Raw genomic sequence first — 19,562 nt, 5'->3', positions numbered from 1 at the left:
CTATATTTTCTTGTAACTTGTCCCATATTCCCTGCCGATTTTCAGATGACTTCACATGGATTTATATCGAAAAGCAAAGCCCACAACAGTCGAGACCAGATTTAATTTAGGTCGTCACACCGTTACCAACAGATGATTGACTAAACTCAGCCTGTTCCAAAATGGTGACATGACTTTGAATGCGATCCGAAGGCTCAGGTGTTGATTGGAGCTTCCGCACTTTGTGCAACACTTCCTTATTCGGAAGGAAATGCTGAGAACGGATGAAACGAATGGTTTTGGTTTTGGCACGCATGACAATGGAATCGGTCTCTGCTCGATCATCCGCGAGGTAACGCACACCGCCAAGGATCTCACCCGGGGTAACACCCGTTGCTGCAAAAATGACGTCTTCCGTGCCGATCATATCCTGCATCGTTAATACTTTGTAAGGATTGTCGATTCCCATTTGGAGGCAGCGCTGGAATTCGTCTGCATTGGCAGGCATCAGGCGACCTTGAATCTCGCCTCCGAGGCAGGACAATGCGGCTGCAGCAAGCACACCTTCCGGTGCTCCTCCTGATCCGACATACAGATCAATTCCCGCCTCTGGGAACGCAGGTGCCATCGCGCCAGCTACGTCACCATCACTGAGGAACTTGATCCGGACACCAACCTTGCGCAATGTCTTGATCGTACTTTCATGCCGGACACGGTCCAGAATCATAACAGTCAGATCTGAGATGTTTTTGTTTAATGCAACAGCAGCTTTCTCCAATGTCACCTCAACCGGGTCTTCAATACTGACCTTGCCCACCAGAGCCGGCCCTACAGCCAGCTTCTCCATGTACATATCCGGTGCGTGGAGCAGGTTGCCTTTTCCCGCCACTGCAATAACCGATAAAGCGTTGTTCAGGCCCTTGGCTACGATCTCTGTACCTTCCAAAGGATCTACAGCCACATCAACCTCGGGACCCTCGGCGTTGCCGACTTCCTCGCCGATATACAACATGGGTGCTTCATCCATTTCTCCTTCACCGATTACCACCGTGCCGCGAATGGACACGGAATCGAACATGGCGCGCATAGCCAAAGTAGCCGCCTCATCTGCACTATTCTTGTCGCCCCGCCCCATCCAGGGTGCTGAAGCTAACGCAGCCAATTCTGTTACTCGGACAATTTCCAACGCCAGTTCGCGTTCCATTTTTCCCACTTCCTTTCCAGTTTCCAAAAGCGTACATTGAAAGCGGTACTAAATCCATCGCAAATCCATATGAAATTGATCTAAAACGGGCGTAATAGCCCGATTTTGGGAAATAAGCCCTTTCTATCCCTCGTCGATAAATGAACACATTTACACACCAATGAACATGCCATTTTACAGGTCTATTCCACTGAATAAATTAGGTTTGAAGCGGTACATTTCATCTTGTTTTTTTCGAAACTCCATACTCATCGCGTTGAGAGTGTCACAGGAACAAATCAGAGCGACATATTACATATAACAATGATTTTACGAAATTTAATTTGCATCTACAGAGAAAAATAACATCCGTTCTTACATTCATCGAAAACGATTTTTTATAAGTTCATTACAGCCATTCTGCGCTGCCAAATGAACCATCTTGAAGACGATATAAGCAGGACATTTTCTTCACAGATTCGAACTAAAAAATCACCTAAATTCGCCCCTTGGACATGGTTAGCAATATAGATACAGCTTATGGAGGTCATCGAAAATAATAAGTTTACATAATAATTATTACGTTGTTAATAATTCAATCCTTTTATATTTCCCCTCAAAAGGTCTATTTTTTCCTCAGCTTTGTGCCCCACATTAATATGATCTGACTCTTTACCCAAACTTTGTAGGTTAGCAGATTTCTATCTCAGCCCCCAACATGGCACCTGCAATTTTCAGGAAATCCTCTCTTTGAATCTGCAAATGCCCATATCTAAAATGATATCCCCAACGTGTCTGTCCCCGAGTAAGGATCAGTTGGTCCAGCAGATCAGCGATCTTCACCTGCTGACAAGGATAAAACTGAACATTCCTCCGATATGGCACAAAGGAATCCGATATACGGTATGTGTACACCTGATTGTCTACGACTCGTCCTATGGCGGTAAATGCTTGAAGCACCTTGCCCCCATGCAAGCTTGTTCGAGGCGAATAATAGATCAGCCAATCGCCTGCATTCATTCTACGCAGAGATGCTGCCTTGCCGTGACAGAGCTGAGCGAAGCCACCTTCTACGCCTTTCTCCACATGAGAGGCGGACACAACGCCAATCCAGTAGCGGTTTCCTGTTTCAGATTCCACCTCAACATTTAACTGAGGAGCCAGGAGTTCACTCATATAAATCTGCTTAATTTCTTTGCTGGTAGCTATCGAATCATGCTTTTCCTCTTCATTCATCGCTGCACCCGTTCTTCCCATACCATCTTCAGACGCTCAAGCTGCAAGAAATGATGACGATAATGCATCTCGACCAATGCAAACCATTCCTCTGCATTCAAACCGCCGAATCTAGGATGTGGCAACGTAGATTCCAGCGTTGTTCCTTCCAGCAGCACTTCCATTCTTCGCATTTCATCCCTTACCTCACTGAATCCTTTAATTATTGATTCTCTTCCATCCGGTTGAAGTGGAGTATACTCAGGAGAAGCAGGAACGTGAATACGTATCGGCGGAAAACTTGCTTGCGCAAAAACAGCTTCACCTGTTTCTGTTTTGCCCTGGTTTTTCTTCTTATCCGCGTCCTTGTCTGCGCTTATACAAAGTCGAATATTGGCTAAATGCATTTTCATTGCAGACTGAATTAAATGCTGGTACATCTGGCCCATCGACCACTCAATCTCACTGGGTTTGTAGCTTAACTGAGCATCGCTCATCAGCTCCAGCTCCTGCAAATAACGTTCCAGCGTCAGTTCAAAATGACGTAGAATCTCACTGTTGTTCCTTGATCTTGGCGTGTCCATAAAAATATACAGCTCCTTCAATCGGTTATAAACCGATCATACACAAACACTACTGACAGCGTTATGTCAGTAGTGTTTAAGGAGATTGCTTGCTTCCTCGCGAATACGGATTCTCAACGATTCGGGCTCCAAAACCAGAGCCGAGGCTCCCCAGCCAAGTATCCAATGCAGCACGTCTTCTGGATGCCTTACACGAAAATCTGCATATAACCCGTCTGTTTGCAGTTCTGCTTTCTCCATGTAGTAATTGTTCGCTTCAATCACTCTATCTGCAATTCGACCATGAAACCATACACGGACATGAACATCACGGTTGTCAGGTGGTGAGTAGCTATGGATATTAAAACCTGGAGGAAGGTCGAATGGATCTGTGCTAATCTCCAGATCGCTCATGCGGGATATACGAAAATGACGAATCTCCTGTCGCAAATCGCATCGGGCAATCAGCATCCATGACCCTTGCATCCAAAGCATCCCGTAAGGGGAGGCCAAACGAATGGTCTTTTGCACGGTTTCATTAATAGTTCCAGGCTTATGGTAATGAAAGCGGATTTTGAGCTTATGCTGCATTGCCTTTCGGATGATTCCCATATGTTCGATCTCTCGCTCGCGTGCATCACTGTCCGGTGAACGAAGTAAACGGATACCCTGTTGTATCTGTCCCACCTCTTCCCGAAGAGGCACGGGCAGGATTGCTTCAATTTTGGAACGGGACGTATAGGATGTACTTTTGTAGTAGTTATCGAAGCGCTGTTCCACAAAATCAAGTCCGATGAGAAGTGTTACCGCTTCTTCAGCTGTGAAGCTGATCGGAGGCAAAAAGTATCCTTCCATAAGTGAATATCCTACTCCGGGTTCTCCCACCACAGGAACTCCTGCCTCACATAACGCCTGAATGTCCCTGTATATGGTTCGGACACTTGTTTCAAACAAGAGGGCTAAATCTTCCGCACGTTGAACCTTCCCCCGCTGCAGCTCAAGTACAATGGCCAGCATACGATCCGATTTGTTCACGAATCACCCCTCCTTGTGTGTAATATCAATTACACCATCTTCATTGGACATCTATTATAAGTAACATATGGACAAATGAAAAGTATACTGACTAACAAGTCCTCAATGTGCCCGTATCCACTCTTTTCGTAAGATGTTTCATTGAACAACAAAGACCAACCCGCAGAGCATAAGTTGGTCTATAAAAATTCTTATGATATTGAAATTCAGAGGCAGCTTAGTCCCCCCTACTGCCATAATCATTAGTAGAACACGTTATGTCATGCTCATCGATCACCTTCCTTACCGCTCGTAGTATTCCTCCATATCCGGTGCAGCGGCACAGATTTCCGCATAATCCCATTTCGATCTGCTCCTGACTAGGGTGCGGATAGCGGTCCAAGAGAGCCTTGGTGGAAATCACCATGCCGGGAGTACAATACCCGCATTGGAAGCCGCCTTCCTCGACAAAAGCCTGTTGAATCGGATGCAACTTGCCTTCCTTTTCACCATGTAAGCCTTCTATTGTTGTTATCTCACTGCCAACACATTGATAAGCCATAATGAGACAGGAATTGACCGGTTCTCCATCCATCAGTATCATACAAGCACCGCATCGGCCGACCTCGCAGGAAACTTTCGTTCCGGTCAGATTCAAATGTGAACGTAGTACATCCACAAGACGGGTTGTCTGGCCAATCTGCAATTGTTTCTCCTCGCCATTTACAACGGCTGTCCAGAAATGGGTTAATGGTTCAGTCATGATGAGCTCACTCCTTCCTGAAGCGAGATGTCCAGTGATTTAATCAATTGATCTCGCGGAACCGGCAAACGATTAACCCACACCCCTGTAGCCTGATGAATCGCAGCGGTTATTGCCGGAGCTAGCGCCACCGAACCAATCTCGCCAATCCCCCGCGGTCCAAATGGATCACCCTCTGGCAGATCTTCAATTGCCTCTACCTCCAGGTTCGTGTGTATATCTCGAATCGTCGGAATCAGGTAGGTGTCAAGATTGGTTGTCATATAGCGACTGTCTTGCATCACGGCGTCCTCGGTCAATGTAAAACCCAGAGCCATTACGCTCCCGCCTTCGATCTGTCCGATGAATCCCATTGGATTGATGACAGGCCCAGCAGCTACCACATGCCTCGTATCCAGCAATTTGGCTTCCCCGGTTAGCGTGTTTACCTCCACCTCTGCCGCTACTGCCGCATACGTATACAGATAATGCCCGCCAACAACATTATCCGGGGTGGTCGGATATTCAAAATGAGTATCAAAAATCCATTCTTCCGCTTCTCCATGCTTCGCTAGATCTACGTAAGAAACAACAACTCTGGTATTAATCGACGTATCATTCGCTGTAACTTCCGGAGGAAGCTGTCCCTGACGCCATACTCCTCCTACTCCAGTGATCAATTCGTCTGCCGGAATTCCTGACAAGGCCGAGGCTACTGACAAAATTTTGGAACGGAATGGTGTCTGTAATCGCTGAAGAGCCATCCAGGCCATTGTCGTTGAACGCGAAGCGGTACTTGAACCACTGTGCGGAACTCGATCCGTATCTCCAATAATGATGCTCAGATCGGATGTTGAGCACTGGAACAGATCGCAGAGCATCATTTCCAGTGTGGCAATAAGTCCCTGACCGAATTCTTCGTAACTAAATGCCACTTCAATTTTACCTGCGGCATTCAGGGATAGGCGGCCTCCCGCCGGATCGGGAATGCCATACCCCAGCCCTGCCCCGTGCATGGCGATGGCTGCACCCACACCACGTTTAATCCAGGGAGGCAAAGCAAGATTTGCCGGGGGATTCTGATGTTTTCGTTTTTGCCATAACTCCGAACGATCCATCGCCTCCCATACTTGCGACAGTCCATCCGTAACCAGAATCCGTTGATTTAACGGTCCAGGATCTGCCTTTTCCCTCATGTTGCGTCTTCGAAACTCCCAGGGGTCCATATTCATAATCTCGGCAAGCCGATCCATCTGACCGTCCATTGCAAAGATCGCCTGATTGCCGCCAAACCCTCGAAACTCTCCCGACACTCCATTATTCGTATACACCGAGACGCCCTCCACATCTACATGGGGAATACAATAAGGCCCAAGGCAGTGTTCTGTGCAAAAATTCAGGACTGGGGCCCCCAGCGTGGCATATGCTCCTGTGTCTGCGGTAATGCGGACTCGGTGAGCCTGGATCATGCCTTCACGGCTGACTCCGGTCTGCATTTCAATTTTCATCGGATGACGCTTCAGACCTGCACGTACCGATTCTTTGCGTGAATTGTGCATTTTCACAGGGCGGCCGGATTTTAAAGCAAGCAGTGCACCATAGGGCTGTACATTCAGCTCATCTTTCCCGCCAAAGGAACCGCCAATCGGAGACGAGACAACCCGGATATCCTCTTCGGAACACCCAATGATTCGAGCAAGCTGCATCCTGTCCTTGTAACCATGCTGTGTAGCCGCATAGACATGGAGTCTTCCACTTTCATCAGGAACAAACAAACCGCCTTCTGTCTCCATATAGGCATGCATCTGACGAGGGGTATAATACGTCTCACTCACCATATGTTCGCATGCAGCAAAGCCCTCATCTACATTCCCTCGCTTGATTTCGGTACGGTGCAGCACATTGCCGGGGCCATGTTCATGAAGCTCTGGTGCACCGGGTGCCAGTGCAGCCTCCGGGCTGTCCAGCGGAGTCCACTCCTCATACTCCACCCGGATCGCATCCAGTGCGAGCGCTGCACGTTCCGGGGAATCCGCAGCAACTGCGGCAATGGCATCACCGACATAACGAACGACATGCTCGCAAAATACAGGCTGATCCGGAGTTGCAATGCCAAAGAGGTTCAAACCGGGCACATCTTTGGCGGTGAGCACGGCAAATACACCCTCCATGACCTCTGCTCCGGTAATATCGATAGACAATATGCGGGCATAAGGGTAAGAGCTTCGAAGGACCCTTCCATGGATCATATCGGGCAGCGTCATGTCTGTCAGATATTGAAGCTGTCCGGTTACTTTGCCTACCCCGTCTGGCCGCAGGTGCCAGCGTTTTCCGCTACTATTCCGATTCAACAGCATACTCTCTCCCCTTTCTGCCTTCCGAAAGCTGTTAGACTTACGCTTTGCTTCTCCAAATTGGTTCTGCAATATCTCCGTTATGGTGTTAGAGTTCGATTTAACTTATATGGCAGAGTGACATGGTTTTCTTCTATGAGCAAAGTGCTTCCCACAGTCCGGCACCAAGCATATTACCTGCCGTTTGCTTGCGGTACTGTTCTGTTGCGAATGCATCTCCGTAAGTCACGAATTGCGAAGCTGCCACGGCAGCTAGAGATGAAGCTTGCATAACAGAAGCCTCCACGCCAAGAAGCAGCTTTTCCGATTCAGTAAGTCGCATGGCCATGCCTGAACCTCCACCTGCAGCGATCGCTATCTTATTCCAGCGGCCATCTGTGCCCACTTCTCCGTGAAATGCAATCGTCACCAGCGATGCTGTAAAGGTCTCCCGCCGACCCAGCTTGCGGTAAAATGAAATTTTGCGTGCCACAGAAGTCCGCTCGCTATTGGCATCAGTGAAAGGCGTATTTTCCATCGAAATATGAATACTGATCAATACATCATTTGGGTTGCGACTGCCGTCATGGCCACCATTCAACCAGGACGAAAGACTGCGCATCTCCATGCCGTGGTCCGTGATCCAATACAACTGTGCATCGTAGACAAGGAGTGCGGGGATGGAGTCCCCAACTCCGGAAACAATGTTGCCGCCAATCGTCGCTACATTTCGAATAGAAGGAGCAGCGATGGAATTCATTGCGGACTGTAATAGGGGCAGTTGCTGCAGATGAACGTCTGTGGCACAATGACTTAATCTTGTCAGTGCTCCAATGACCAGATCATTTCCATCCACATATACTCCGCATGCACCTGGAATGCGAACAAGGCTGATCATATGCTCCGGTACAGGAACAAGGCCGGCTTCCCACTGAGTACGCAATAATGTGGCCCCTGCTGCAAAACAATACTTTCCGGACAGCTCACTCTTTAAAGCTTGAAGTTCATCCAGATTAACGGGCTGCCAAACTGTTGGCTGCGCTCCAGACCCATATGCCGGCATGACCATCCTTCCATCTCCCTTCTCTACCTGGAATCTGTCTGCGGGACGTTGGATGAGACCGAATGCTCCAAATAATTCTTCAAATCATATGGGACTGCAACAATAAGGTCAATTATCTTCACATCATTTTGGATAAATGTATAAATAGACTCTTTGATTTGTGCTTGATGCATTGTTTACTGTAATAAGCTAACACAAGCCAGTTCATAACTAGCCAAATAAAAACAATAAAGAGGCCAACCAGATCGTCTGGCTTACCTCAATACTTCAAGAAATAATACACAAGGAATCGCTCCTTCTGCCGTAATCTCCATTTATCTTATCCCATTCACATAATCCAAAATGCGCTCCAGCTCTGGTTCGGTATCTGCATCCCAAAAGCTAAAATCAGACAACGATACATGCGTGCCCGCATATTTGGCATTGCGCATGATTTTTCGCGCCCCCTCATCTCCACTAAGCGACAAAAGAGGCCCTAGCATATGCTCACGAAAGGCTGCCGGAGGCTTGCCTCCACCGCCATCCGTCGCGGCTGCATAATCGCACAGTTTGTTGTCGGCTAACGCCTCAGCAACTCTGTTAATATCTTGTGCCTGCAATAGCGGCTGATCTGCCAAAATTATCATCACACCTTCTGGCCTGTATGCCACAGCAGACAGAAGACCACAGTGAAGGGACATGGCCATACCATATGCATAATCGGTACAGATTGCAATCTGGAGCCTCGTCCTCGTATCTGGACTACAGCCATATGATGCTGCATTGAGCCACATGGATGGGATCCAAGCCAATGAGTCCTCTGGTTTAACCACACAGATGACTTTCTCCAAATTAGAATTCAAGGCAGCTTCCAAGGTCCATGCGGCCAAACATCTTCCATCAGGCATGACGATAGACAGTTTATCCCGCCCCATTCGGCTGCTCTTACCTGCTGCTAGAAAGATGCCCGTCAGTCGCATGCGCAATCCCCCTCTGTACGTTGCGACGCTCTGCGGCAGCTGCCGCACGTTTACAGGCGATAAGTTCTGCTGCGATACTAACCGCGATCTCTTCCGGTCCATCGGCGCCAATGGTCAAACCGACGGGGGAATGCAAATGTTTTAGTGGAGGGAGCTCGTTCAGCAAACGTGCTGTCCGTGTTCTGGAGCCCATAATGCCAAGGTATGCATAGTTCCGATCCTCTAGTAATTCAAGAAACTCCCGTTCTCTCGGAAATTGATGACTCATCAATACGATATAATCCCTGCTTTGGATATCCAATACAGGCATGATCTCACAAGGAAAACCGCGGACAAGCTCAACACCCGGAAAGCGTTCAGCAGTGCACAAGGTTTCTCGCCAATCCGCTACAACTACACGAAATCCTGCTGATTTGCCCAGACGGACGACAGGAATCACGTCATTCCCGGCACCAATGATAATCAGACGGGGTTTGGGCTCATATCTTGCAGAGATCTGTAGAGGGACATCCCACCGCTCTGGATCAGTCAATCCATCCCTCTGAAGTTCACTTTCTCCAGAACTAGATGCGACTGCATCAACTTCAGACGGATGAATAACGACCAACGATAGGCGTGGTATGTCCACTGTAATCATTTTATTTATTGGACCTAGAGAAGCTCCCTTGGCAACTGGAGAAGGGTATAATGATGTCTGGGTTTCTGCATCCTCAGCGAGCTGAATCACATAATGAATCCGGGTGTATTGATTGTAGAATGAACGGGTTAGCTCCACAGTTGACCCAGATTGAAAATGCGTATGCATATGGGACAAGATCGACCTGAGTTCACCACATACCGGCTCTAGCAGCACAATAATTAACCCGCCGCAGCCAATCGTTTCCCCCCAGGACAGATCATCTTCGGGACGCATATCATACTCGACGAATTCCAACCGCCCTGTATCCAACACGCGCTCCATCCGGGCCTGCAGATCACTTTCCAGACAACCCGGACTGATACTGCCATACATCGCACCTTCTCGAGTTAAAAGCATAGAGACTCCCTGCTTACGGTAAGCATGACCTTCTACCTTAACCGCTGTTGCGAGTACACAGCGTGGTTCCCGCGCTGCAATTGCACACAGATCATGCATTTCCATAATTGTCTCCATCCTTTCAGGATTAGGATCCAAGAGGTGAATCAGAGCTTCCCAGTGAAGGTAGAATTCCCAACTTCTGCTCAGATAGTAGTCTGGGTAAGCTTCCTCCGACTGCATTCGATTAGATGCGTTTCATCAATCTTGCAATACTTTTATCCGATTCACGAAGTACGATGTCACGATCAATCGTTTGAATCTTCCGGTTTTTGAGCACAATGCTTCCATCAATAATAACGGTATCCACACAGCTGCGCGTTGCCGAGTAGACCACACGGGAGTACACATCGGTCTCATAGGAAGGATACGTATGGAAATCATCCAAATCCAGCAGCAGCATATCTGCCTTTTTACCTACTTCCAGACTGCCGATTTCCTTGGACATTCCGAGCACTTCCGCTCCACCCATCGTTGCCATGCGCAGCACTGTCCGGGCATCCATTACCGTTGGGCCATGTGGCACCTTCTGAATGAGCGCGGTCAGGCGCATCTCCTGGAACATATCCAGATTGTTGTTACAAGGTGCACCATCGGCACCAATCCCTACCGTAATCTGGCGATTCAGCAGATCAGGAATATCCGCAATACCCGAGGACAGTTTCATATTCGATCCGGGACAGTGGGTGACTTTTACACCGCGTTTGCGAATAATCTCCTTCTCTTCCTCACTCAGCCACACACAATGGGCAAGCACAAGTCTTGGGGTAGCCAGGCCGATATGATCCAGATAGACGATGTTGCGCATACCGCGTTCGTGTTCCACCAATTCGATCTCGCCACGATTCTCGGAGGCGTGGGTGTGCACCTTCACATGGTACTTATTCGACAGGTCACGAACCTCAACCAATAATTCCTCGGTGCACGAGACGACGAAGCGTGGACAAAACGCATACTGAATGCGGCCGCCGCCGAATCCATTCCATTTCTCCAGCAAATCGACACTTTGTTGCAGCGAGGTAGCCGTATTTTCACGCAGAGGTTCAGGAACTTCATCCCCGTGATCCATCATCACTTTACCGGAGATCACTCGAATGCCGCTCTGTGCCATCGCCTGAAAAGCCGAATCGGTATGATGCACAGTCTCCATATCCAAAATGGTCGTTGTACCGCTGGAGATCAATTCGCCCAGGCCGAGCATCGCCGAGTAATAGACAGATTCCTCATCATGCGCTGCCTCAAGCGGCCAAATGCGTTGACGCAGCCAGTCCATTAGCTCCAGGTCGTCCGCACGTCCGCGGAAAAGGGTCTGACACAGATGAATATGCGTCTGGATGAAACCTGGCAGCAGCACTTTGCCCCGAGCATCAATGACCTGATCAGCCTGAACATCGATATGCTCAGCAATCTCTTTGATTTTGTTATCCTCAATCAGCAGATCTCCCGTAAATACTTCCTCTTCTGCATTCATTGTGACGAGTTGTGCACCTTTTAGCAGGATCGTTCCCATGATAATCTCCCCTATCCGTATCTATATAAGTTCAACTAAAGGATATTTACACTAGCCTTTACGATGACAGAACAACCTTCCAATCTCTGTTATCTCCAGGTTTCTGTTTTCTCCGTTATCGCGTAAATGTTTAGTTAAACATAGCTATCCGCTTAAATTTCACTAGCTCTATGATCCTGCACATTGAAGTTTCTCTTCACGCTCCCTCAGGATCGTTACCACCCGATAGCCATGCCATCTCCCCTAGGGTCTGCTGCGCCGCTGATCATGCCATCTTCACGGATAACTATCCCTTGCGACTGCCCCATAATCCCATCCCACGGCGCTCTGGCTTCGACGTTATGCCCCCATTGGGCAAGCGTGTCACATACGTCGTCATGATAGCGATTCTCCACTCGCATCGTGTCGCCTTCCTCGCCCCAGGTACGCCCATACACCCAACGCGGCAGCCAAATGGCTTCCTGAATGTTCAGACCATAGTCCAGCACACCCGTAAGAACCGATAACTGTGTCTGAGGCTGGCCCTCACCGCCCTGTGTGCCTACGAGCATATATGGTTTTCCGTTACGGGTGACAAGACCCGGCATTAGGGTGTGGAATGAGCGTTTATTCGGTTCCAATACGTTGGCGTCCTTCGGATCAAGCGAGAAAAAGGACCCGCGGTTCTGCATGATCACACCCGTATCCCCCGGCACATAAGCAGCGCCAAAATCAAAGTACAGACTCTGAATAAACGAGACGGCATTGCCTTCATTGTCCACAACTGCCGCATAAGCCGTATCCTGACCCATCGTTTTGGACAGAAAAGGCTGTGCCACAGGTGGAGCGGACTGAATCTCGTTCCACAATTCATCTCCGTAAACCTTGGATAACAGATTTTTCAGCGGAATATCCCTGAACTCCGGGTCAGTTAGATAACGATCACGGTCACGAAAAGCCTTTTTGACCACTTCAGCCATCAGATGATAGAACTCAGGGGACGTCCGTGCCACGGAAGATAGATTAATATGTTCCAGCATATTCAACATCATCAGCATCGAGAAACCCTGTGAATTGGGCGGCATCTGGTGAACCTGATAACCACGGTAATCGATACTGATCGGCTTCACCCACTCTCCCTTGTGAGCCGCGAAATCCGCTGGTGCAAGCATACCGCCATCCTCACGAATAGCCGATGTCAGCTGCTCCGCCAGTTCCCCGGTATAAAAAACATCGCGTCCACCTGCCTGAATCAGGCGAATGGAGGCGGCCAGCTCAGGCTGCAAGAGTAGATCTCCTTCCTGCAAAAGTGTACCAAAAGGGGCAAATACCGCTCGCAGCGGTGTATGCCCCATAATGAAATCCTCATCACGTTCCAGCCACAGGCGCAGATTTCGGGATACAGGACATCCCTTTTCCGCATATAGCGCAGCTGGTTCAAGCAACTGTTCCCACTTTAACTTCCCATAGCGGGACCAGACTTCCCACCATGCATCTACCATTCCAGGAACGGTAATCGCACTAAGCACACCTCGTTGAGGAATGGTGCTCATCCCCATCGCTTTGAATGTGTCGGCATGAATGCCTGCTGCTGAACGACCACTTCCGTTGTAGGCAGTTATGTCACCACTTGCTCCATCGTGAATCAGAAAGAAAGCATCTCCGCCAAGTCCTGTCATGTGCGGGTAGACTACGCCGAGTGCTGCACTTACAGCTACAGCAGCATCATAAGCGTTCCCTCCCTGCTGGAGGATTGAGCTGCCAACTGCGCTTGCCAAATAATGTGGGGAGGTAACCATTACCTCCCTGGATATCGGCATCTGGTTCAACATAAGACGCCCTCCTTCCCGGCATACACATCCAGCGCTGCCTGTACGGCCTCGCCTACTGGCAAGGTGTGACGATGACGCAAGAGTACAGCTTCCAGTGCGCCCAGCACATGAAGTACATTTTTGCGCTGGCAGCTGAATCCCATTGTACCAATACGCCAAATCTTGCCTTTCAATGGTCCAAATGAGCTGGCAATCTCAATACTGAAATCGTTCAGAAGCTTGCTGCGTACCGACTCGCCGTCTATGCCATCCGGAATTTCGATACAGGTGACCACTGGAAGTTTACTGGACAACTCTCCATATAGTTTGAGCCCCATGCCCTGAATTCCCGCGACCAACGCTCGTTCATTGATCCGATGTCTCTGAAAACGGGCATCCAGACCTTCCTGAAGCAAAATTCGTAGTCCCTCGTGAAGACCGTAGAGCATCGAAGTAGCCTCTGTATGATGGTTTAACCGTGCCGAACTCCAGTAGTCCTGTAATTGGCTCAGGTCAAAATAATTGCTGGCAATGGTGCGCCCTTCAGCCCGAGCACTTTTTGCATCGCGAAGGCCCCGTTCGACGGTTTTGCGGCTCATCAGTTTCTTCTCCACACGGCTGTTATACGTTAATGGCGCCATCCCGGATGGAACGGACAAACACTTCTGCGTTCCTCCCATTACTGCATCCAGATGCCAGGCATCTGTCTCGACAGGTGTTCCGCCAATTGTGGCAACCGCATCAACCACAAGTAAAATATCGAGTTCACGACAGGCTTTGCCAATCTCGGCGAGTGGCTGCATTTGCCCGGTTGATGTCTCACCGTGAACCATTGCAACCAAACTCGGCTTATGTGCATGGATCGCCTTGATAACCTCTTCGGGATCAAATACCGTTCCCCACTCTGTTTCAAAAAAGATAACCTCGGCACCACAGCGTTCCGAAATTTCAACCAACAGATGTCCGAACCGACCATAGATGGGGACCAGCACCTTGTCCCCCGGCTGAATCAGACTGACCAGCACGGCTTCAATACCTGAGCGGGATGTGCCATCTACCGGATAACACCACTCATTGTCTGTCATGTATAGTTCACGCAGCATGGCCATCGTCTCATTCATCAGGGAAGTGAACTCCGGATCAAACTGCCCCAGGATCGGGAAGGATAATGCCCTCAGAACTCTTGGGTCGACTTCAACTGGCCCCGGTGTCATGATCGTCCGCAAGGAAGGGGACAATTCTTTATAGTTGGACATCTTCACTCAACTCCCGTAACCGTATTTATAGAGTAGCTGGACGAGAACCCGGAAACCTTTCATCAGGTCCTCTTCAGCTGTATATTCAAGGGGATTATGGCTAATGCCATCCTGGCTAGGGACAAAGATCATCGCTGTAGGGCAAGCCGGTTGAAAGATCTGTGAATCATGTCCTGCGCCGCTTGGCATGTGCATATAGGATAACTTTTCACCTTCACATATATCTCGAATGTCTGACGTAATCTGTTCGTTCATCGGAATAGGCGTTACAGACAAGTGCTCCTCCCAGTTCAATCCAAGCTGTTGCTCGGCTGCAATTCGGATAAATGCCTGAAGCATATCCTGCCAGCATCGGTCAATGCTCTCTTGCTTAATATGGCGGATATCGAGCGAAAATACGGCTCGGGAAGCAACGACATTACCTACACCTGGATCAGCTGTGATTCGTCCCACTGTGGCAACAAGTGGTTCTCCCGCTTCCAGCGCAATACTTCTTACGGCTGTAATCATCTCAGCTGCACCTGCAAGTGCATCCTTACGCCAGGACATCGGTGTAGTTCCGGCATGATTGGCTTCGCCACTTACTGTAATGCTAAAGCGTTTCTGGCCTACAATATCCGATACAATACCAATCGAAGGGCCCAATCGTTCAAGGACCTGACCTTGCTCGATATGAAGTTCAATGAACGCACCATATGTGTGTGAAGCTGTTCTATAGCTGCTATCTGGTCCAAAGCCTGCATCACGTATCGCCTGTGCAAAGGTAATGCCTTCTTGATCCTTCAAATGCTGAACTTCTTCCAGACTGCTTACCCCTGTTATACTCCGTGATCCCCAGTATGCGAAGGGGAATCGACTACCTTCTTCTTCACATAGGGACACCACTTGAAGCGTTCGTTTGGGTGCCCCGAAATGGTTCTGCAGATACTCTAGCGCGAGCACTCCCGCAACTACGCCATATGCGCCGTCATACTTTCCACCATGCACCACAGTATCGATATGGGACCCGGTAACAATCGGTGCCTCTTCGATTCCTTCTCCCATTCCTGAACCCCTACCATTACCGTGCAGAGTTCCATACAGGTTGCCCGATTGATCAAATTCAGGAGCCAACCCTTTCTCCTGCATTTTTGCCGCAAGCGCATGCTGTGCCGTACACCATGCTTGGTCATACAATAGACGTGTCACACCTCCCTGGGGATCAGCGCCATAGGCGGATAACCAGTCAAGCATTACTTGCAGCTCCACTTGCTCCAATTGCGGCAAAGGCTGGATGGGACGTTCCGTACCAGAAGGCGTGTGTACTTCAAAGTCCGTCATGATATCCCCTCCGTTCCTTCAATCCCAACTGGAACAGATGAGTTTGCACGGATAAACCGTCCTACAGGTTCATCCGATAATCCTGTTTTTGAACTGTATACTCGTGTGCCCCGGCAGAACACATCTGCAATGCTGGAGGAAAACGTGCGTCCCAGATAAGGACTCTGTTTATGGGTGTAGTGCAGGTCATCCGTATTTAAGATGGTACTCTTCTCCCAATCAATCAGCACCAGATCCGCGTCCTTGCCGATGGCGATCTCACCTTTGCTCTCCAATCCAAGTCTTCTCGCAGGTTGCAGAGCCAGGACTTTTCCGAGCAACGGAAGGGCTACATTTCGCTGAAGATGTCCTTCCTCCAACATGAGCAGAAGCGTGCTTTGCGCACCGGAGATGCCACCCCAGATTTCAAAGAAATTATCAGATTGTTTCATCGATGGCGGACAGGGTGAGTGGTCGGATGCAATAACATCAATCAGACCTGCTTCCAGCGCATCCCATAACTGATCTTTCTCAGCCTGACTCCGCAATGGCGGCGCACACTTAGCTACAGCTCCCAACCGGACAACATCCTCATCTGTCAGAGTCAGGTAATGCGGACATGTTTCAGAAGTTACATCCAGCCCGCGCTGTTTCGCCTCTGCAATCAGATCAAGCGCTTCCCGTGTACTGATATGAACAAAATGCAGTGCACATTCAGTTTGCTCCCCATATTGCAGCGCTCGTGACACCGCTCGAACCTCTGCTTCTGCTGGGCGAGATTGCACGTAATCCATCGGGCCGATTCGTCCATCTGCAACACTTCTGGCACCAAGTTCAGCAACCATCGCTTCGTCTTCCGCATGAAGCGCCAGTACACGGTTCAACTTTGCAATCTCGTACATACCCTTCAAAAGGGTATCGTCATCCGCTCTGGCGAAGATGTCTTCCCCTTCTCCGCCAGGTTCGGACATAAATGCCTTGAATCCCGCCGCACCCCTTTCGGCCAAAGGCGCAAGCTCAGACAGATTACCGGGAACGAGCCCTCCCCAGAACGCATAATCTACATAGGATTGACCGTCGGCTGCTTTCATTTTCGACTCCCATGCCTCCGGTCTTATCGTTGGGGGAACACCATTAAGCGGCATATCAACATATGTCGTAATTCCGCCAGCAGCCAGTGATGCTGATCCAGATTTGAATCCCTCCCAACTCGCGAGTCCAGGTTCATTGAAGTGAACATGAATGTCCACCGCCCCTGGCATCACGGTGAGGCCATTTGCTTCTATTATTTCAGTGTCTTCATCACCCAGCAGGTGTGAGGACAAAGCTGTTATTTTTTCACCTGTAATCCCAATATCCAGTTCTTTCACGCTATCTCTCAATACTACCCGGCCCCCCCGGATGATCGTATCTAATCTTGTCATATGGATGACCCTCCCCTGATCAGAACCGGATTCGTATATTTCAGCTTCCCCGGTATGTACTGTAACCTCCTGGCGCAATCAACAAAGGAATGTGGTAGTGACTTGCAGCATCGGATACGGCAAACCGAATCGGTACAACCGTCCATAATGTCTGCCCTAGTTCTTCAGGAGATCGCTGTGCGTAATAACTCTCAACGTTGAATTCAAGCTCGTAGACCGCTTGCTCAAGCTTCCCGCCTTCAAGCAACGGTGCATCCAGACGCCCATCGGCATTGGTCACCGATTCAGCAACTTTCATTTTGCTTTCCTTCTCGCCATCCCTATGCAATACAAAAAGTTCAACCCGCACGCCTGCAGCCGGAACGCCTTTGGAAGCATCCAGCACATGCGTAGTAATCCGTCCTCCAGCCACCGACATCACGCCTCACCTTCTCTCTTCAAGCCCCTATGGTCAGCCTCTAGATCATCCCTTGTCATTGAGAAGCCCTGGAACCCATAAGGAGGTCTGGCCTCGGTGAACACTTTGCCTTCTCCTTCTTTTACTTCCTCCAGCACCGTTTCCCATGTCCGATTGTTGGATTCAAATGAAACTTCACTGAGCTGTCCAAATCGACGCAAGAGCCTTAGTCCAATCTGATAAATCAGATGCTGAATAGATGCCGAACGACACGCATGGAACACGGCAGCAGCTACATCCCTTACCTGCTCCGCCGCTACATAACGCCCGCGCTGATCGTCCATGCCATCTCTCGGGTCTTCATATCGCCAATTGATATTCAGGAAAATGAACAGTGGACGGTCCCATGTCTCGGGTAAGGTGGTGTACTCATCCTTGACGAAACCGGCAAATTCACTGCCCTTGACTTTAATCAACCTGATATCTGCAACACCACTGAAATGATTGCTCAGCTCGACCTGATTTCCTTTTCGCTGAGCTTCAATTGCAGCCGTGGCCCGATCATTCTGGGAATAACGAAATACCAACTCGCTTGCCCGAAGGCTTCCCTCCCTGCGAACAGGCACATCTTCAAAAGGAATCTGATCTGCCGTCATCTGGACTTTACACATTTGCGGATATGTCTCCAGAAAACGTTGGCTGACATAAGCCAGAAAGCCTTCCACCGTAGCTCCGCTGAAATTCGCAGCATGTTTTAGGATAAAATTCTTCATTGAATCTGTTGCAACGACGCGGGAATTATCTCCTTCGATAAAAGAGGGCAGAAATTCATCGCCTTGCACGGCTACTTTAATGTTTAATCCGAACAGGATATTATTGCGTCCGGTAAATGGAGATTCCGGGATGGGCTGAATTCCCGTCAACGGTTTGGCGTATGATCGGTACATCCATACATCGCCTTTGCCGTAATACATGGTCCGCTGCTTTACTTCGGAGGGTTTATATTCAAATTCATGTTCATGACCCACCTGCACCAGCCACTGCTCTAATCGAATGGAAGCAATCTTGAATACTTCCTTCAGGGCGGTCTGGAATTCTTCCTCTCTTCCTCTCCGATTACGCTTCCGCATGGACTCCAGGATAGACTCAGCTGTGTGACCTTTCACCGCCAATATAAAAGGAAAGCCGAATCGGCTTGTATATTCTTTATTTAATTGACTAAGTTCGTTATATTGCTCCACCGAAAGTGAATTAAGGCCTGCACCGGCCTGTTCCTGAACGGAATTGCTGCTCATGCTGATTCGCGCCCCAAGATCCGGGTGATTGCACAGCAGCTGCAACTTCACCTTTTCCTCGGATGTCTGAACTACATTCTTCATCACATTCATCATCTGTTCAAAAGAGTCAAATGGCCGTAAAGGCCAGGAACGCTCTGCCACCCAGGGAGATTCTTCGAATAGTCCGCCAAATGTATGCACGAATTGTGTTATAGACCAGTTGTTAACGAGTTTAATGAAGTCGACCATGTTAGAACCTCCGGTCTTCAGTAGATTGTTGTTCTTCATTTTAAGAGTCTTTTGGTACTGCGACAACAATATTTACGCAATTTTGTAATATAACATAACATCAGTTATGTGATTTGTTAGCAATGCACGGGATTGGGTTATTCAAATGAAATGAAAAATCAAAAAAACCGCACTTCCTCAAGGGAAATACGGTTTTATCTGACATGCCTACTTCATTGTTATCCTGCACAACAC

At 49.0% G+C, this 19,562-nt stretch carries 16 protein-coding genes; all 16 read right to left on the bottom strand.

Annotated elements, in window-relative coordinates:
* Positions 1-106 precede the first annotated feature (106 nt).
* Positions 107-1,183 carry a class II fructose-bisphosphatase gene (glpX, locus tag ACFVQB_RS06410; RefSeq protein WP_379435720.1) on the bottom strand — a complete coding sequence of 359 codons (1,077 nt, stop codon included), beginning with the start codon at positions 1,181-1,183 and terminating at the stop codon, positions 107-109.
* 669 nt (positions 1,184-1,852) lie between these two features.
* Positions 1,853-2,338, bottom strand: coding sequence for an EVE domain-containing protein (locus ACFVQB_RS06405; RefSeq protein ID WP_379436370.1), 486 nt, complete (start codon positions 2,336-2,338; stop codon positions 1,853-1,855).
* 56 nt (positions 2,339-2,394) lie between these two features.
* The gene (locus tag ACFVQB_RS06400; RefSeq protein WP_379435717.1) at positions 2,395-2,961 is read right to left on the bottom strand and encodes a DinB family protein; all 567 of its coding nucleotides are present in this window, start codon (positions 2,959-2,961) and stop codon (positions 2,395-2,397) included.
* A gap of 66 nt (positions 2,962-3,027) precedes the next feature.
* Positions 3,028-3,975, bottom strand: coding sequence for a helix-turn-helix transcriptional regulator (locus tag ACFVQB_RS06395; protein WP_379435715.1), 948 nt, complete (start codon positions 3,973-3,975; stop codon positions 3,028-3,030).
* Between the two features lie 217 nt (positions 3,976-4,192).
* Positions 4,193-4,717 carry a (2Fe-2S)-binding protein gene (locus ACFVQB_RS06390; RefSeq protein ID WP_379435712.1) on the bottom strand — a complete coding sequence of 175 codons (525 nt, stop codon included), beginning with the start codon at positions 4,715-4,717 and terminating at the stop codon, positions 4,193-4,195.
* Positions 4,714-7,053, bottom strand: coding sequence for a xanthine dehydrogenase subunit D (pucD, locus tag ACFVQB_RS06385; RefSeq protein ID WP_379435708.1), 2,340 nt, complete (start codon positions 7,051-7,053; stop codon positions 4,714-4,716). The genes ACFVQB_RS06390 and pucD overlap by 4 nt, the downstream gene beginning before the upstream one ends.
* 130 nt (positions 7,054-7,183) lie before the next feature.
* Complete coding sequence (locus ACFVQB_RS06380) at positions 7,184-8,098, bottom strand: FAD binding domain-containing protein (RefSeq protein ID WP_379435706.1); 915 nt, start codon at positions 8,096-8,098, stop codon at positions 7,184-7,186.
* Positions 8,099-8,406: 308 nt separating this feature from the next.
* Positions 8,407-9,051 (bottom strand): nucleotidyltransferase family protein, encoded by a 645-nt coding sequence (locus ACFVQB_RS06375; protein ID WP_379435703.1) that lies wholly within the window; start codon positions 9,049-9,051, stop codon positions 8,407-8,409.
* The gene (locus ACFVQB_RS06370) at positions 9,017-10,192 is read right to left on the bottom strand and encodes an XdhC family protein (RefSeq protein ID WP_379435700.1); all 1,176 of its coding nucleotides are present in this window, start codon (positions 10,190-10,192) and stop codon (positions 9,017-9,019) included. Before ACFVQB_RS06370 ends, ACFVQB_RS06375 begins: the two co-directional genes overlap by 35 nt.
* A 121-nt stretch (positions 10,193-10,313) precedes the next feature.
* The gene (locus ACFVQB_RS06365; protein ID WP_379435697.1) at positions 10,314-11,636 is read right to left on the bottom strand and encodes a 5'-deoxyadenosine deaminase; all 1,323 of its coding nucleotides are present in this window, start codon (positions 11,634-11,636) and stop codon (positions 10,314-10,316) included.
* 215 nt (positions 11,637-11,851) lie between these two features.
* Positions 11,852-13,447 carry a gamma-glutamyltransferase gene (ggt, locus tag ACFVQB_RS06360; RefSeq protein WP_379435694.1) on the bottom strand — a complete coding sequence of 532 codons (1,596 nt, stop codon included), beginning with the start codon at positions 13,445-13,447 and terminating at the stop codon, positions 11,852-11,854.
* The gene (locus tag ACFVQB_RS06355) at positions 13,441-14,682 is read right to left on the bottom strand and encodes a pyridoxal-phosphate-dependent aminotransferase family protein (RefSeq protein WP_379435691.1); all 1,242 of its coding nucleotides are present in this window, start codon (positions 14,680-14,682) and stop codon (positions 13,441-13,443) included. The genes ggt and ACFVQB_RS06355 overlap by 7 nt, the downstream gene beginning before the upstream one ends.
* 6 nt (positions 14,683-14,688) lie before the next feature.
* Positions 14,689-16,002 carry a Zn-dependent hydrolase gene (locus ACFVQB_RS06350; protein ID WP_379435689.1) on the bottom strand — a complete coding sequence of 438 codons (1,314 nt, stop codon included), beginning with the start codon at positions 16,000-16,002 and terminating at the stop codon, positions 14,689-14,691.
* Positions 15,999-17,405 carry an allantoinase AllB gene (gene allB / locus ACFVQB_RS06345; protein ID WP_379435687.1) on the bottom strand — a complete coding sequence of 469 codons (1,407 nt, stop codon included), beginning with the start codon at positions 17,403-17,405 and terminating at the stop codon, positions 15,999-16,001. The genes ACFVQB_RS06350 and allB overlap by 4 nt, the downstream gene beginning before the upstream one ends.
* Positions 17,406-17,445: 40 nt before the next feature.
* Complete coding sequence (gene uraH, locus ACFVQB_RS06340) at positions 17,446-17,823, bottom strand: hydroxyisourate hydrolase (RefSeq protein WP_379435684.1); 378 nt, start codon at positions 17,821-17,823, stop codon at positions 17,446-17,448.
* On the bottom strand, positions 17,823-19,328 hold the full coding sequence (gene pucL / locus ACFVQB_RS06335; RefSeq protein ID WP_379435681.1) for a factor-independent urate hydroxylase: 1,506 nt from the start codon (positions 19,326-19,328) through the stop codon (positions 17,823-17,825). Before pucL ends, uraH begins: the two co-directional genes overlap by 1 nt.
* Between the last annotated feature and the right edge of the window lie 234 nt (positions 19,329-19,562).

It is taken from the genome of Paenibacillus sp. NPDC057886, from assembly GCF_042796655.1.
Lineage (GTDB): Bacteria > Bacillota > Bacilli > Paenibacillales > Paenibacillaceae > Paenibacillus.
This window is presented reverse-complemented; position numbering and strand designations above follow the sequence as displayed.